We start from the raw sequence: 14,249 nt of genomic DNA, 5'->3' as shown, positions 1-14,249 counted from the left end.
GGGAAGTTTGAATGAAAGTATCGATTATTTGTACCAATTATAATAAGGGGGATTGGGTACGAGAGGCTATAGATAGCTTTCTCAATCAGAAAACTAATTTTGATTTTGAGATTATTATCATTGATGATGCTTCAACAGATCATTCGTATGAGATTATTCAAGAGTATCAAAAAAAGTTTCCTGAAAAAGTTAGAACTTTTCGTAATGAAGTGAATCTTGGCATTACTAGAACATGGAAAAAAGTTTGCCAAGAAGCTAAGGGTCAATACATCGCGAGATGTGATAGTGATGATTTTTGGACGGACCCATTAAAACTTCAAAAGCAAGTTGATTTGCTAGATGCTTCAACGGATTCACTATGGTCAAATACCGAATTTGACATGGTAGACCTAGACGGAAATCTTATCCAAAAAGATGCCTTTGCTAATAAGGCACTTCCTTTGATTGATTCTTACGAAGAGATGCTTGTCATGAAAGGAATGACAATGGCTTCAACCTGGGTGGTTGATACCGCTCTTATGCAAGATGTATCTGCTCAAATTAGCGATACAGCTGCAGACGATACATTTGAGTTGCAACTTGAATTATTCAAACGCACTAAAATTTCTTTTTTGAGTGATTCCACTACTGTATATCGTATGAATTTGGGATCTGATTCAAAACCTATGACATTGGAGACTGCTGAAAGGCGGTTCACTGGTATCTTAGATTCTCAAATTAAATATCTCAACAAGTATCCAGATCAGGATATTCAAAGAATTTCACACTTGGCCCTCGTTAAGGATCGTGATTTGGATATCTTAGTTTTTAAAAAAGACCGTCAGATAGAAGACTTGAATTTGAAACTAAATCAGGTATCACAGATTTCTCATGACCAAAATGAGTATATTGAAGTCTTGAAGAAAGAAAATCAAGATTTTCAAAGTGAGTTGAATCGTATACAGAGTTTATATGATGACTTACAAATCCAATATAACAGTGTTGTTACTTCGAGAAGATGGACAATACCAACTAAAATTATTAATTTCTTTAGGAGAAGTAAATGAAACGTCTATTGCTTTATGTTCATTTCAATAAATATGATCATATTAGTCGACATGTATTTTATCAACTTGAACATATGAGACCCTTGTTTGATAAATTGGTTTTTATTTCAAATAGTCGTCTTAGTGAAAGTGAAGTACAAAAGCTTCGTGATAAACACTTGATTGATGATTTTATCCAACGTGAGAATAAGGGTTACGATTTTGCTGCTTGGCATGATGGTATGGAATTTGTTGGATTTGATAACTTGAAACAGTATGATTCTGTCACTGTTATGAATGATACCTGTTTTGGTCCTCTATGGGATATGGCACCAATCTATGATAAATATGAATCAAACCCAAATGTAGATTTTTGGGGTATGACTAATCATCAAGGAATCAAGGCTGGTGATATTTATATTCATGAACATTTGCAATCTTACTTTATTTCATTTAAAAAACGTTTAGTTGAATCTAGTGTTTTCCAAAAGTTCTGGAAGTCAGTTGAGAGTTTCGAAGATGTTCAAAAGGTAATCGATAATTATGAAACTCTTTATACCAAGAAGTTTATGGATGCTGGATTTAAGTATGAATCGATTCTTAATACGATTCCACTAAATGATAAGTTTTTCCATAGTAATTTTACAATTCATTATCCTCATGTTTTGCTTGATGCAGGGGTTCCATTTATTAAGGTTAAGACATTTGATTTAACCCAGCACCTTGCACCTTATTTGCTTAAGGAAATTGAGAATAGAACGGACTATCCGGTAGAATTCATTTTGTCACACATGTCGGATATGAGTTTACCGACTCCACCTTATTTACTTGATCGCAAAGTCATTGAGGAAAGCTCAGAGACATATTCAGACACTAAAAAAATTGCTGTACATCTTCACACCTACTATGTCGACTTACTCGAAGACTTTTTGAAGCAATTTGAGAATTTTCACTTTACTTATGACCTCTTCTTAACAACGGATTCTGAAGAGAAGAAGGAAGAGATTCAGTCTATCCTTGATAAGAATGGAAAAGTAGCTCGAATCTTTATTACTGGGAATCGTGGACGTGATGTTATTCCAATGCTTAAGTTGAAAGATGAACTTTCTGCTTATGATTATATTGGACATTTCCATACGAAAAAATCACCAGAATACCCTTATTGGGTTGGAGATTCATGGCGAAATGAACTTTTCTCAATGTTAATTCAACCTGCTGATAATATTATTGCAAATCTAGAACGTGATGATAGGTTAGGGCTTGTAATTGCTGATATTCCAACTTTCTTCCGTTATACTAAAATTGTGGATCCTTGGAATGAGAATCGTTTTGCCGAAGGAATGAATGATTTATGGGAGCGTATGAATCTTGGTCGAGAAATTGACTTTGATAAGATGAATACTTTTATCATGAGTTATGGAACATTTATTTGGTTTAAATATGATGCTTTGAAACCGTTGTTTGACCTTGATTTGCAAGATGAAGAAATCCCAGCAGAACCAATTCCTCAACATACCATTTTGCATTCAATTGAGCGTATTCTAGTTTACCTCGCATGGGCAAGACGTTATGATTATGCGATTGCAAAAAACGATATCTATATTACGCCTTTTGTAGATAATGTTGTGTTAAATATCCGACCTGATACTTTACCAAATACCTATATTAATTTTGATAATATCGGTGGTATAAAAGGTGCTCTCAAATATATTATTGTAGGTCCAGGAACTGCTGTGAAGTATATTTTGAGAAGAATAAAACGTAGATTTACATCCAAGAGTAGTAAAAATACTATGAAATAGTAATTATCCCCCTCCCACTTACGAATAGGTAAGTAGGAGGTTTTTTCTTATGTATAGTATTGTATCTGAGGAGTCGGGGCTTTTGCCTCGTGAGCGACTCTTACAGAAGGGAGCAGAGGTTTTGTCGGACCAGGAGTTGTTGGCGATAGTGCTGCGGACAGGGACTAGGTCTGAGTCGGTCCTATCTATGGCCAATCGTATTTTGAAAGGGATGACGAGTTTGGCGGATTTGTCTCGTTTGTCCTTGAATGAGCTTCAGGAGATTCCTGGTATTGGGCGTGTGAAGTCTATTGAGCTCAAGGCTATGGTGGAGTTGGCTAAGCGGATTGAGAAGGCTGAGTTGGCTCGGTCTGAGCAGATTATGTCTAGCCAGCAGGTGGCGCGTCGTATGATGTTGGATATTGGCGACAAGCCTCAGGAGCATCTGGTGGCTATCTATTTGGATACGCAGAACCGTATTATTCAGCAAAAGACGGTCTTTATTGGTGGGGTCCGTCGTTCGATTGCTGAGCCACGTGAGATTTTACATTATGCCTGTCATCTGATGGCAACGTCTTTGATTGTGGTTCACAATCATCCTTCGGGGGAAGCCTATCCTAGTCGTAATGATATTGATTTTACTCAAAAGATTAAGCGGTCCTGTGATGACTTAGGGATTTGTCTGCTTGATCATCTGATTGTTGGAAAATCAACCTATTATTCCTTTCGTGAGGAGAGGGAGGATTTTGAGCTTTAGATTGAGCCGATGGGATAAAGACAAGAAAAAGCAACTGAGTGCAGTCTCAGTTGCTTTTAAAGTTCGTTAACGACGTATTCAAAGAGTTTGAGGTCTTCTTCACGTTTGTCTAGGAGAAGCTCTGGGTGCCACTGTACACCAAGAAAGCGAAGGTCTGGACTATTTGACTCAACAGCTTCGACTGTGTTGTCCTCAGGATCACGCGCAATGACACGAAGGTCAGAGGCCAAGTGTTTGATACTTTGATGGTGGAAGGAGTTGATAGACGTTTCGCGTCCGTAGATTTCTGCCAACTTGCTGTTCTCATCAACAATCATCTCATGGTAGAGGTAATCAGAAGGCTTGTCCTGCCAGTGATTCTCAATATCTTGATGGAGGCTACCACCAAGTGCGACGTTCATGAGTTGGGTTCCACGACAGATTGAAAAGATGGGTTTCTTTTGCTTAGTAGCTTCCTCGATGAGTGCCATTTCAAAGATATCCCGTTCGAGGAAGAAGTCATCTTCACTGGCATGGTTCTCTTCGTTGTAGAATTTAGGGTCAACGTTTTGTCCACCGATCAGGATGAGTTTGTCAATCATGGAGATGTAGGTCTTGGCTTCCGAAGGATCGGATACTGGTAGTAGGATTGCTAGGCCACCGGCTCTTTGAACTCCTTCTACAAAGCCAGATGGGGCATAGGACCAGTTGATGTCTTCATGGGCTGGATTAGGCCTTACATTGGCAGTGATTCCGATAATTGGTTTAGTCATTGTTTCTCCTTGATTTTTCTTCTTCTTTCATGAAATAGAGTAGGGTTTGTAGTTCGCTAGTCAAGTCTACATATTGGACCACCACATGGCGTGGAAGATTGAGGTTGACCGGAGAGAAGCAGAGAATGCCTTCAATTCCAGCCTCAACCAAAAGATCAGCCACCTCCTGGGCCTTAACTGATGGCACTGTAAGGATGGCTGTTTTGATATCTTCTTGGGCAATCTTGTCCTTAATCTGGGAAATCCCATAGATAGGAATCTTGTCTTCGGTTTGAGTTCCAACCAGTTCGTTATCGTCTGTATCAAAAGCCATGACTAGCTGCATGCGGTTACGCTCTTGAAAACGGTAGTGGAGGAGGGCACGCCCGACATTACCAACACCTACGAGGAGTACCTTTGTTGTCGCATTGTCATTAAGGAGTTCAGCGAAAAATGTCATTAGCTTGTTCACGTCATAACCAAAACCACGACGACCTAGTTCGCCAAAGTAGGAGAAGTCCCGACGAACAGTAGCAGGGTCAATCCCAATCGCTTCAGCAATTTGTTTAGAGCTTGCTTTGTCGATATTTTCACGATGGAATCGTTTGAAAATACGATAGTAGAGAGAGAGACGTTTGGCAGTGGCGTTTGGGATGTTTTTCTCAAATGTCATTGATCGCTTTCCTTTCTTTAATTAGTATGATTCTCTTATATTTTAAGAAAAGTTTGTGAAGATTGCAACAAAATAGTGTAGATGAGGCGATATAAAAAACCTATCACATGGATAGGCTATTTCTATGTAGTAAGAAAAAATTTAGACTTCTTCTTGCTCGAAAACGTTACGATCAACCAAACTCTGCATCAAGAAATAGAATTTCTCTTGCAAGATGTGATGATCTTCATTTTTAAAGATATTAACGTTACGAAGGCCAGATTTGTCTGTAATCGACAATTTGAAACCAGTCAAGTCTTTGTTAATAGTGATTTTGAGTGGGAAACCTTCGCCTGAGTTAGGCACTTTTTCGAGAAGGCGGTGCAACTCGTAGTTTCCGATTTTATTTTGCACAAAAGTCGTATCACGTAGGGTGAATTTTTTGACATTAGGACTGATGGTGTAACGGTATTTACAGTCAGTCAAATGAATGCTTTTTTCAAATGCCATGTTAGTCTCCTATGATTTGATTAAGTTTTTCTGCTAGGGCCTGGAGTTCTTCAGCGGTATTTTCCTCTGATAAACTAATGCGAATGGCTGTTTTTAGCTTGTCAGAATCCTTGCCATAGAGGGCCTGGATGACGTGGCTAGGGTCAACAGTTCCAGCAGTACAAGCAGAACCCGTTGAGACAGCAAAGCCTGCTAGGTCTAACAAGGTTAAGAGAGGCCCATTTTCCTTACCAGGAAAACTGATGTTGATGACGTGAGGTAGGCTAGGTCTTCCACCATTGATTTCATAAGGAATGGTAAGGGAATCTAGAAAGGCCTGACGAATCGTTTCAACATGCTGGTAATTGTCTTGGTAATTCTCGCTAGCTTGTTTGTAAGCTGCGGTCATACCGGCAATACCGACCAGATTTTCAGTACTGGCACGGCGTTTTTCTTCTTGCTCACCACCGTGGAGTAGGTTGTCAAAATGCAAATCGTTATGATAGAGCAAGCCGACACCTTTAGGTCCGTGGAATTTATGGGCACTAATAGAGAGAAAATCGGCTCCAAGTTCCTCTGGGTGAATAGGAAGCTTTCCTGCTACCTGAACGGCATCGACGTGGAAGGCAGCTTGGTGATTGGCAAGCAAGTCTCCAATTTCCTTAATAGGAAGTAATTGGCCAGTCTCATTATTGGCATACATAACAGAAACCAGAATGGTATCGTCACGTAAGGCATCAGCGATTTGTTGGGCAGTAATGACTTGATTTTCTGGTTGAATATAGGTTACTTCAAAACCAAAACGCTCTTCCAAGTAGGCCATGGTGTGAAGGACAGAGTGGTGTTCAATAGCAGTTGTAATCAGGTGCTTACCTTTATATTGATTGGCTAGGGCGTAACCTTTGATAGCTGTATTGTTTCCTTCAGTCCCACCAGAAGTGAAAATAAGCTTACGAGCAGGGACTTCAAAGTGTTTGGCCATTTCTTCACGGGCTTCACGAAGTTCCTTAGAAGCCTGTCGACCGTAAGCATGGAGGCTGGATGGATTTCCAAAGGTTTCAGTCATGACATGTGTCATAGCTGAAATAGCAGCAGTATTTAAAGGAGTTGTTGCTGCATTGTCCAAATAAACCATAGCTTAGTCCTCGTGTGCTGTATATGCAAAGAGTGGACTAAGTGGTTGACGTTCGAAAATACGAGTAGTAGCGTTAGCGATTAGCTTACTTGCTGAAATGTATTTAACGTTTGTAGGAACTTTTTCTTTAGTTGCAACTGAATCTGTCACCAAGATTTCTTTAATTGGAGCAGCGTTGAGGACTTCAGCAGCACCTCCTGCAAAGAGACCGTGACTAGCTACTGCATAGATGTCTTTAACGCCACCACGTTCAAGGATTTTAGCAGCTTCAGCAAACGTTTTACCAGTGTTAAGGATATCATCAACCAAGATTGCTGTTTTTCCTTCAACCTCACCGATGATGTAGCCTTCTTCACGTTCTGAATCATCTTGAGCGTAGTCAATGATAGCGATTGGTGCATCAAGGTAGTCCGCCAAGCTACGAGCACGTTTAACACCTGAGTTTTTAGGGCTAACAACGACAACATCACTTCCTGTAAATCCTTTTTTGTTGTAGTATTCAGCAAACAAAGGCATTGTGAAGAGGTTATCTACTGGGATATCGAAGAATCCTTGAACTTGGACAGCGTGAAGGTCAAGCGTCAAGACACGATTGACACCAGCTTTAACTAGCATATTGGCTATCAATTTAGCAGTGATTGGTTCACGTGACGCAGCGATACGGTCTTGACGTGCATAACCAAAGTAAGGCATAACAACGTTGACAGAGTTAGCACTGGCACGTTTGCAGGCATCAATCATGATGAGCAATTCCCAAAGGTGGTCGTTAACAGGGTTGCTAGTAGATTGGATGATATAGATATCGTCCCCACGAACAGACTCTTCAATGTTGATCATGATTTCACCGTCAGAAAATTGACGTGAAGATACTTTACCAAGTGGCAATCCAGTAGCCTCAGCAATTTTTTCAGCAATTTCTGGGTTTGAGCTGAGCGAGAACAATTTCAATTGTGGGTTTGCTTTTTGATGTACCATGACGATGGTGACTCCTTTAAAAAAATAAGATGCTAAGCCCAGTTAGGGCTATTGTAATAAAACTACAGATAGTTCTATTTTAGCAAAAAGAAGTAGAAATTTCAGCCATCAAAGTATGATATTAGTGAAAAATACCGAACCTTTGTTAGATAAAACGCCTTTGTATGCGTTTTTAGAGAAATCTATTACCCTCTGAAGTTCTAAATACTTGTGGTATTTGAAGCTACATGTGTTTAAAATAAAAAAAACAAGGAGCCAACTCCTTGTCTAAATTTTAGTCTTTGTCTCGTTTGAGGGTAGCTACAAAGCGTGCAACCTTACTCTTGGCATACTTAAAGTCAATATTATTTTCTTTAAGAAAGGCATCAAAGTCGTCTTTACCTTTCTCAGCATCCGAAACTTCTAGTTCAAGCTCGTAGTCTTTCTTGTCAGCATAGACATTGACATCAAGAGCCATGAGGCCGATGTTGGTCTGGTATTCGCGACGAGTTGTGGTCAAATGTCCGAGGATGGTTAGGTCCTCTAGTTTAACCCCACGTTCTAAAAGAATGGATTTAATTTGACAATCAGGAAAGTCCAGCGACTTAGTCAAAGCCTTAGCATCCGCACAATCCATGGTAAGGTTGTACTCCATGTTCCCGACTTTTTCAGGGATTTTCAAGGTCAGCTCACCATGAGTGGGAAGTGTCCTAATACGCAAAGACAACTTTTTATTTCTCATGTCACTCTGAGGAGTGTCGATGTAGTAGTTTGTTTGCGTAACAGGTGTCACATGGGAGAAAAGCATCGCTAAACGATTGTATTCGTCTTTGGTGAGTAGAGTCTTGTACTCTATCTCTAAATGGTTCATGTGTGTCCTCCCTTGTGCTTTCAAATGTGGTATAATATAACAGATTGTATTTATTTTATAAAAAACTAAAGCTTTTGACAAGGAGGAGTCCTATCTTGACCATGGATTGGGAAGAATTTCTAGACCCCTATATTCAGGCCGTAGGTGAGCTCAAAATCAAGCTCCGAGGCATTCGTAAACAATTTCGTAAGCAAAATCGTCACTCGCCCATTGAGTTTGTGACGGGACGTGTGAAGTCAGTAGCTTCCATTGAGGAGAAAATCGCCCTTCGTGGCCTTTCGATTGAAAATTTGGCTCAAGATATGCAGGATATCGCTGGTCTCCGAGTCATGGTCCAATTTGTCGATGATGTGGATGAAGTTTTGGCTTTGCTTCGTCATCGTAGTGATATGACTATTGTTTCAGAGCGTGACTACATCAGAAACCGTAAAAATTCGGGTTATCGCTCTTATCATGTTATTATCTCTTATCCCGTTGATACCATAGATGGTCGTAAGGAAATTCTTGCAGAGATTCAGATTAGGACTTTGGCCATGAACTTTTGGGCCACCATTGAACATTCCCTTAATTACAAGTATCAGGGGAATTTTCCTGAGGAGATTAAACTTCGCTTGGAAACTACGGCCCGCATGGCTTATGAACTTGATGAAGAAATGCGTAAGATACGTGATGATATTAGAGATGCCCAGTTGCTCTTTGATCCAATTAACAGAACTTTGAAGGATAGTGTAGGAAATAGTGATGACACAGATGAAGACCTCTTCGGATGAGATGAAGGTAGCTATTATTGCCAATGGCAAACCCCAAAGTAGGCGTGTGGCCTCAAAACTTTTTAATGCCTTTCGAGATGATCCAGATTTTTATTTGACCAAGAAAAATCCAGATGTGGTCATCTCAATTGGTGGTGATGGTATGTTGCTATCGGCCTTTCATATGTATGAAAAAGAGCTTGCTCGTGTGCGTTTTGTAGGGATTCACACGGGTCACTTAGGCTTTTATACGGATTATTTGGACAGTGAAGTGGATCAATTAATCGAGACGCTTCGAAAAGATAGTGGTGCTAAGATCTCTTACCCTCTTTTGAATGTCAAATTGACTCTTGCTGATGGGCGTTCTTTTACGTCGATTGCCCTTAATGAAGCAGCCATAAAGCGTAATGAGAAAACCATGGCAGCAGATGTTTGCCTTAATGATGTCTTGTTTGAGAGCTTCCGTGGTGACGGGCTGTCGGTGTCAACGCCTACAGGATCAACGGCCTACAATAAATCTTTGGGTGGTGCGGTCCTTCATCCCACCATTGAAGCCTTGCAACTGACTGAGATTGCCAGTCTTAATAATCGTGTTTATCGTACCCTAGGAAGTCCCCTTATTGTACCTAAGCATGAGAAGATTACCGTTTATCCTACCCGAATGGGAAGCTACACTCTATCCGTTGATAATAAAACCTATACCAACCGTAATGTGAAAAAGGTAGAATTTTCAATCGACCAACGTAAGATTTCCTTTGTGGCCAGTGCCAGTCACACAAGTTTCTGGGAACGGGTCCGTGATTCCTTTATTGGAGACATGGAAGAATGAGATATGAATTTACTGTAGGACGTTCATGTCGAGTTAAGACCTTTTTGAAGGAGCACGATGTTTCAAAAGGACTTCTGGCCAAGATTAAGTTTGAGGGTGGTCATATCTGGGTCAATGGTGAGGAGCAGTTTGCGACTTATCCTGTTCATGAGGGAGACGTGGTTGCCATAGAAATCCCTGATGAGGCACCACATGAAACCTTGAAACCCATTCCTTTTGACTTGGATATAGTTTATGAGGATGATAACTTCTTGGTGATTAATAAACCCTATGGCTATGCTAGTATTCCAAGTGTTAACCATGATAATACTATGGCTAATTTTGTCAAATATCACTTTGTCAGCAATAATTATCCCAACCAGCGTGTCCATATCGTGACACGTCTAGACAAGGATACCTCTGGTCTCATGCTGTTTGCCAAGCATGGTTACGCCCATGCTCGTATGGATAAACAGTTACAACAGAAGTCTATCAAGAAACATTACTATGCCTTGGTTGAAGGCGACACCAAACTTGAGAAGCAGGGTGAAATCATTGCCCCGATTGCGCGTGATGTGGATTCCATTATCACACGTCGAGTCCATAAGTCGGGGAAATATGCCCATACGAGCTATCGTTTGGTAGGTGATTATGGTAGGGTTAAACTGGTTGATATCAATTTGCATACTGGGCGTACTCACCAGATTCGCGTCCACTTTGCCTACTTAGGCCTTCCCCTTTTGGGAGATGATCTTTATGGTGGTTCTCTAGACTATGGTATTGAGCGCCAGGCCTTGCATTGTCACCGTCTTGCATTTGTTGATCCTTTTACCAAAAAAGAGATGGTCCATGCATCTTCCTTGACAGATGATTTTGAAACCGTTATCATGAACTTACAAACTAAAAAAGATTGATTGAGGAATTTTTTTATGCGTAGTCTATTTGGTGAACTTCGTGAACATATTTTAGGGAAGGGTATTAAGATTGTTTTCCCTGAGGGTAACGACGACCGTGTGGTTCGTGCAGCAGCCCGTTTGAAATTTGAAGGATTGGTTGATCCTATTATTTTGGGAGACCCAGCAGAGGTTCACAAAATCTTGAACAATCTTGGTTTTGCAGACTTTAACTATACAATTATTAATCCTGAAACCTATGAAGATTTCGAGGAAATGAAGGAAAAATTTGTTGAAATCCGTAAAGGGAAAGCGACAATGGAAGATGCGGAAAAGTTGCTTCATGATGTCAACTATTTCGGTGTTATGCTAGTTAAACTTGGTCTTGCTGATGGGATGGTTTCAGGTGCTATTCACTCAACAGCGGATACGGTACGTCCGGCCCTTCAAATTATCAAAACAAAACCTGGTATTTCTCGTACATCAGGTGTCTTCCTTATGAACCGTGAAAATACCGATCATCGCTTGATGTTTTCTGACTGTGCCATCAACATTGAACCAAATGCTCAAGAATTGGCAGAAATTGCAATTAATACTGCCGAAACAGCTAAAGTTTTTGGTATTGATCCTAAAGTGGCCATGCTTAGCTTCTCAACAAAAGGTTCTGCTAAATCGCCAAAAGTTGACAGGGTTGTTCAAGCAACAAATATTGCTAAAGAAATGCGTCCTGACTTGGCTATTGATGGGGAGTTGCAGTTCGATGCAGCATTTGTTCCAGCAACAGCAGCTATTAAGGCTCCAGATAGTGACGTAGCAGGACATGCTAATGTCTTTGTCTTCCCTGGCTTGCAAGCAGGTAACATTGGATATAAGATTGCCCAACGTTTGGGAATGTTCGAAGCTATCGGACCAATCTTACAAGGTCTTAATAAACCTGTTAACGACCTTTCTCGTGGGGCTAGTGCTGAAGATATTTACAATTTGGCGATTATTACAGCTGCTCAAGCTCTTAATAGCTAATTTTAACTTAGAAACAGAGGTTTAACCAAGGTGTTAGGCCTTTTTGTTTTATGCATGACTGGTGATTAAAAATAAATCGATTAAAGTAGCTAGAAATCCAGAAAACACAAGGGACTGCTGAATTTTTCGTATTTCATCAGGTGCAATAATTGTGCAAAATAGTCTGATAATGACTCCTTTTCTTGATTATTTATGCTATAATGAAAGAGTAAAATTTTATTTTTTGGAGAAATCTTATGAAAAAAAGCAAATGGTTAGCCCTTGCGGGTGTGGCACTCCTCAGTGTAGGTGCCTTAGCGGCTTGTTCTTCTAAGTCAAGTACTAGTGGAACGACTTATGGTTATGTTTATAATTCAGATCCAGAATCATTGGATTACATCACTTCAAATACAGGACCTACTAAGACAGCTGTGACAAACGGTGTAGATGGTCTTATGGAAGCAGATAAATATGGAAATCTTGTCCCTTCAGTAGCTGAAGATTGGTCTGTCTCTCAAGATGGTCTGACTTATACTTATAAAATCCGTAAGGGAATTAAATGGTATACTTCTGATGGTGAAGAGTATGCTGATGTGACTGCTAAGGACTTTGTGACTGGTCTTAAGCATGCGGCTGATGGCAAGTCTGGAGCTCTTTACTTGGTGCAAGATTCTATTGCTGGCTTGTCTGACTACCTCTCTGGTGCCAATAAAGATTTCTCAAATGTAGGCGTTAAAGCAATCGACGATTATACATTGCAATACACCCTTAAAAAACCTGAGCCATACTGGAACTCTAAAACAACTTATGGCTTGCTCTTCCCAGTTAACGAAGACTTTCTTAAGAACAAAGGAAAAGATTTTGGTAAGTCAACAGACCCAACATCTATCCTCTATAATGGTCCTTTCCTTCTCAAATCTTTGACAGCTAAATCATCTATTGAGTTGACTAAGAATGAAAATTATTGGGACAAGAAGAATGTACACTTTGATGCCATCAAATTGTCATATTATGACGGTTCGGATCAAGAGGCTCTAGAACGTGGTTTCACGGATGGTGCCTATAGTTTGGCTCGTGTCTACCCAACGAGTTCTAACTATTCTTCTGTAGAGAAGAAATATAAAGATAACATTTATTACACTGCACCAGGTGCGTCTACATCAGCCATTGGTGTTAATATCGACCGCCAAAGCTATAAATTCTCAGCCAAGAAGACGGATGCTGAAAAGACATCAACTAAGAAGGCTCTTCTAAACAAAGACTTCCGTCAATCAATCAACTTCGCAATTGATCGTACGGCTTATCAATCACAAATGAATGGTAAAGATGGTGCAGCTCTAGCTCTTCGTAACCTTTTTGTTCCTTCTGATTTTGTCAGTGCAGGTGATAAGACCTTTGGAGATCTTGTAACAGAGAAAATGTCCTCTTATGGTGATGAATGGTCAGGTGTCAACTTTACTGATGGTCAAGATGGCCTCTACAATGCTGAAAAAGCTAAGACTGAGTTTGCCAAAGCTAAGGAAGCTCTCCAAGGAGAAGGTGTTCAATTCCCAATTCACTTGGACCTTCCAGTTGACCAAAGTTCTAAAATCCATGTTGCTCAGGCCCAATCTTTGAAACAAACCATTGAACAATCATTGGGTAGCGATAATGTGGTTATCGATGTTAACCAATTGTCATCAGATGATATGCAAAATGCAACCCTTAATGCGGCAAATGCGGCAGCAGAAGACTGGGATATTTCAAACGGTGTGGTTTGGGGTCCAGACTATCAAGATCCATCAACTTACCTTGATATCTTTAAGACAACTTCAAGTGAAAATACCAAGACTTTCATGGGTTATGATGATCCAAACAATGCGGCCGCAGCTCAAGTAGGTCTTAAAGATTATGATGCCTTGCTTGATTCAGCAGCTTCAGAAACAACAGACCTCAACGCTCGTTACGACCGCTATGCCCAAGCTCAAGCATGGTTGGAAGATAGCTCGCTTGTCATTCCATTGACTGTTGGTAACGGTGCAGCACCAGTTATCTCACGCTTGACACCATTTACGGGTGCTAGCATGCAAGTGGGTGATAAGAACTCATCAGACTACTTCAAATACGTGAAACCACAAGAAAAAGTAGTTACTAAGAAAGAATATGAACAAAGTCGTGAAAAATGGCTTAAAGAAAAGAAAGCATCTAACGAAAAAGCTCAAAAAGATCTTGAGAAACACGTTAAATAATATTCTTGAGGAAAAGGCAGTTAGCCTTTTTCTTTTGCCAAGAAAGGGCTTAGCTCTAGTGTTTTCTAGGTTTGTAAATGTGAGAAAGTCAGTATAAGACAAAATATTCTGAAAATTGTACTCATCTTATTTTTTATGGTATAATGTAGGCATATAAAAAAAGATTTTTTGGAGAAT

Annotated in this window: 14 protein-coding genes; 8 read left to right on the top strand and 6 right to left on the bottom strand. The window is 40.1% G+C overall.

The features are described from left to right. The first annotated feature begins 11 nt into the window (after positions 1 to 11). The 3 genes from HMPREF1519_RS08015 to radC are packed head-to-tail and all read left to right on the top strand — an operon-like array spanning position 12 to position 3,563. Positions 12 to 1,046 (top strand): glycosyltransferase family 2 protein, encoded by a 1,035-nt coding sequence (locus tag HMPREF1519_RS08015; RefSeq protein WP_037611839.1) that lies wholly within the window; start codon positions 12 to 14, stop codon positions 1,044 to 1,046. Next, entirely contained in the window at positions 1,043 to 2,827 is a 1,785-nt protein-coding gene (locus HMPREF1519_RS08010; RefSeq protein WP_037611837.1) for a rhamnan synthesis F family protein, read from the top strand. The genes HMPREF1519_RS08015 and HMPREF1519_RS08010 overlap by 4 nt, the downstream gene beginning before the upstream one ends. A gap of 49 nt (positions 2,828 to 2,876) precedes the next feature. After that, the gene (gene radC / locus HMPREF1519_RS08005) at positions 2,877 to 3,563 is read left to right on the top strand and encodes a RadC family protein (protein ID WP_037611835.1); all 687 of its coding nucleotides are present in this window, start codon (positions 2,877 to 2,879) and stop codon (positions 3,561 to 3,563) included. A gap of 56 nt (positions 3,564 to 3,619) precedes the next feature. On the opposite strand, the gene HMPREF1519_RS08000 is transcribed toward radC, so the two are convergent. The 6 genes from HMPREF1519_RS08000 to HMPREF1519_RS07975 form a co-directional block, all read right to left on the bottom strand. Further along, positions 3,620 to 4,315: a gamma-glutamyl-gamma-aminobutyrate hydrolase family protein gene (locus HMPREF1519_RS08000; protein ID WP_022496740.1), complete on the bottom strand. Its 696-nt coding sequence runs from the start codon at positions 4,313 to 4,315 to the stop codon at positions 3,620 to 3,622. Then, on the bottom strand, positions 4,308 to 4,967 hold the full coding sequence (locus HMPREF1519_RS07995) for a redox-sensing transcriptional repressor Rex (RefSeq protein ID WP_037611833.1): 660 nt from the start codon (positions 4,965 to 4,967) through the stop codon (positions 4,308 to 4,310). The genes HMPREF1519_RS08000 and HMPREF1519_RS07995 overlap by 8 nt, the downstream gene beginning before the upstream one ends. A 141-nt stretch (positions 4,968 to 5,108) precedes the next feature. After that, positions 5,109 to 5,456, bottom strand: a complete 348-nt coding sequence (locus HMPREF1519_RS07990) for a DUF1831 domain-containing protein (RefSeq protein WP_002884733.1) — start codon at positions 5,454 to 5,456, stop codon at positions 5,109 to 5,111. A 1-nt stretch (position 5,457) separates the two neighbouring features. After that, positions 5,458 to 6,570 carry a cysteine desulfurase family protein gene (locus tag HMPREF1519_RS07985; RefSeq protein WP_037611832.1) on the bottom strand — a complete coding sequence of 371 codons (1,113 nt, stop codon included), beginning with the start codon at positions 6,568 to 6,570 and terminating at the stop codon, positions 5,458 to 5,460. Positions 6,571 to 6,573: 3 nt separating this feature from the next. Continuing rightward, positions 6,574 to 7,545 (bottom strand): ribose-phosphate diphosphokinase, encoded by a 972-nt coding sequence (locus HMPREF1519_RS07980; protein ID WP_037611830.1) that lies wholly within the window; start codon positions 7,543 to 7,545, stop codon positions 6,574 to 6,576. A gap of 274 nt (positions 7,546 to 7,819) precedes the next feature. Continuing rightward, positions 7,820 to 8,395, bottom strand: a complete 576-nt coding sequence (locus HMPREF1519_RS07975; protein WP_022496737.1) for a CYTH domain-containing protein — start codon at positions 8,393 to 8,395, stop codon at positions 7,820 to 7,822. A gap of 95 nt (positions 8,396 to 8,490) precedes the next feature. On the opposite strand from HMPREF1519_RS07975, the gene HMPREF1519_RS07970 reads away from it, so the two are divergent. From HMPREF1519_RS07970 to HMPREF1519_RS07950, 5 genes are all read left to right on the top strand, one after another. Continuing rightward, positions 8,491 to 9,165, top strand: a complete 675-nt coding sequence (locus HMPREF1519_RS07970; protein ID WP_037611828.1) for a GTP pyrophosphokinase — start codon at positions 8,491 to 8,493, stop codon at positions 9,163 to 9,165. Further along, positions 9,137 to 9,973 (top strand): NAD kinase, encoded by an 837-nt coding sequence (locus tag HMPREF1519_RS07965; RefSeq protein ID WP_002884507.1) that lies wholly within the window; start codon positions 9,137 to 9,139, stop codon positions 9,971 to 9,973. The genes HMPREF1519_RS07970 and HMPREF1519_RS07965 overlap by 29 nt, the downstream gene beginning before the upstream one ends. Further along, positions 9,970 to 10,866 carry an RluA family pseudouridine synthase gene (locus tag HMPREF1519_RS07960; RefSeq protein ID WP_037611826.1) on the top strand — a complete coding sequence of 299 codons (897 nt, stop codon included), beginning with the start codon at positions 9,970 to 9,972 and terminating at the stop codon, positions 10,864 to 10,866. Before HMPREF1519_RS07965 ends, HMPREF1519_RS07960 begins: the two co-directional genes overlap by 4 nt. A 15-nt stretch (positions 10,867 to 10,881) precedes the next feature. Further along, a complete protein-coding gene (pta, locus tag HMPREF1519_RS07955) occupies positions 10,882 to 11,865 on the top strand; it encodes a phosphate acetyltransferase (RefSeq protein WP_037611825.1) in 984 nt (327 codons plus the stop codon). 236 nt (positions 11,866 to 12,101) lie between these two features. Then, positions 12,102 to 14,072 (top strand): peptide ABC transporter substrate-binding protein, encoded by a 1,971-nt coding sequence (locus HMPREF1519_RS07950; protein ID WP_037611823.1) that lies wholly within the window; start codon positions 12,102 to 12,104, stop codon positions 14,070 to 14,072. Positions 14,073 to 14,249 lie beyond the last annotated feature (177 nt).

Source organism: Streptococcus sp. SR4, assembly GCF_000517725.1.
Taxonomy (GTDB): Bacteria; Bacillota; Bacilli; order Lactobacillales; family Streptococcaceae; genus Streptococcus; species Streptococcus salivarius_F.
Note: the sequence above shows the minus strand (reverse complement) of the source record. Positions and strands in the feature narration are given on the sequence as shown.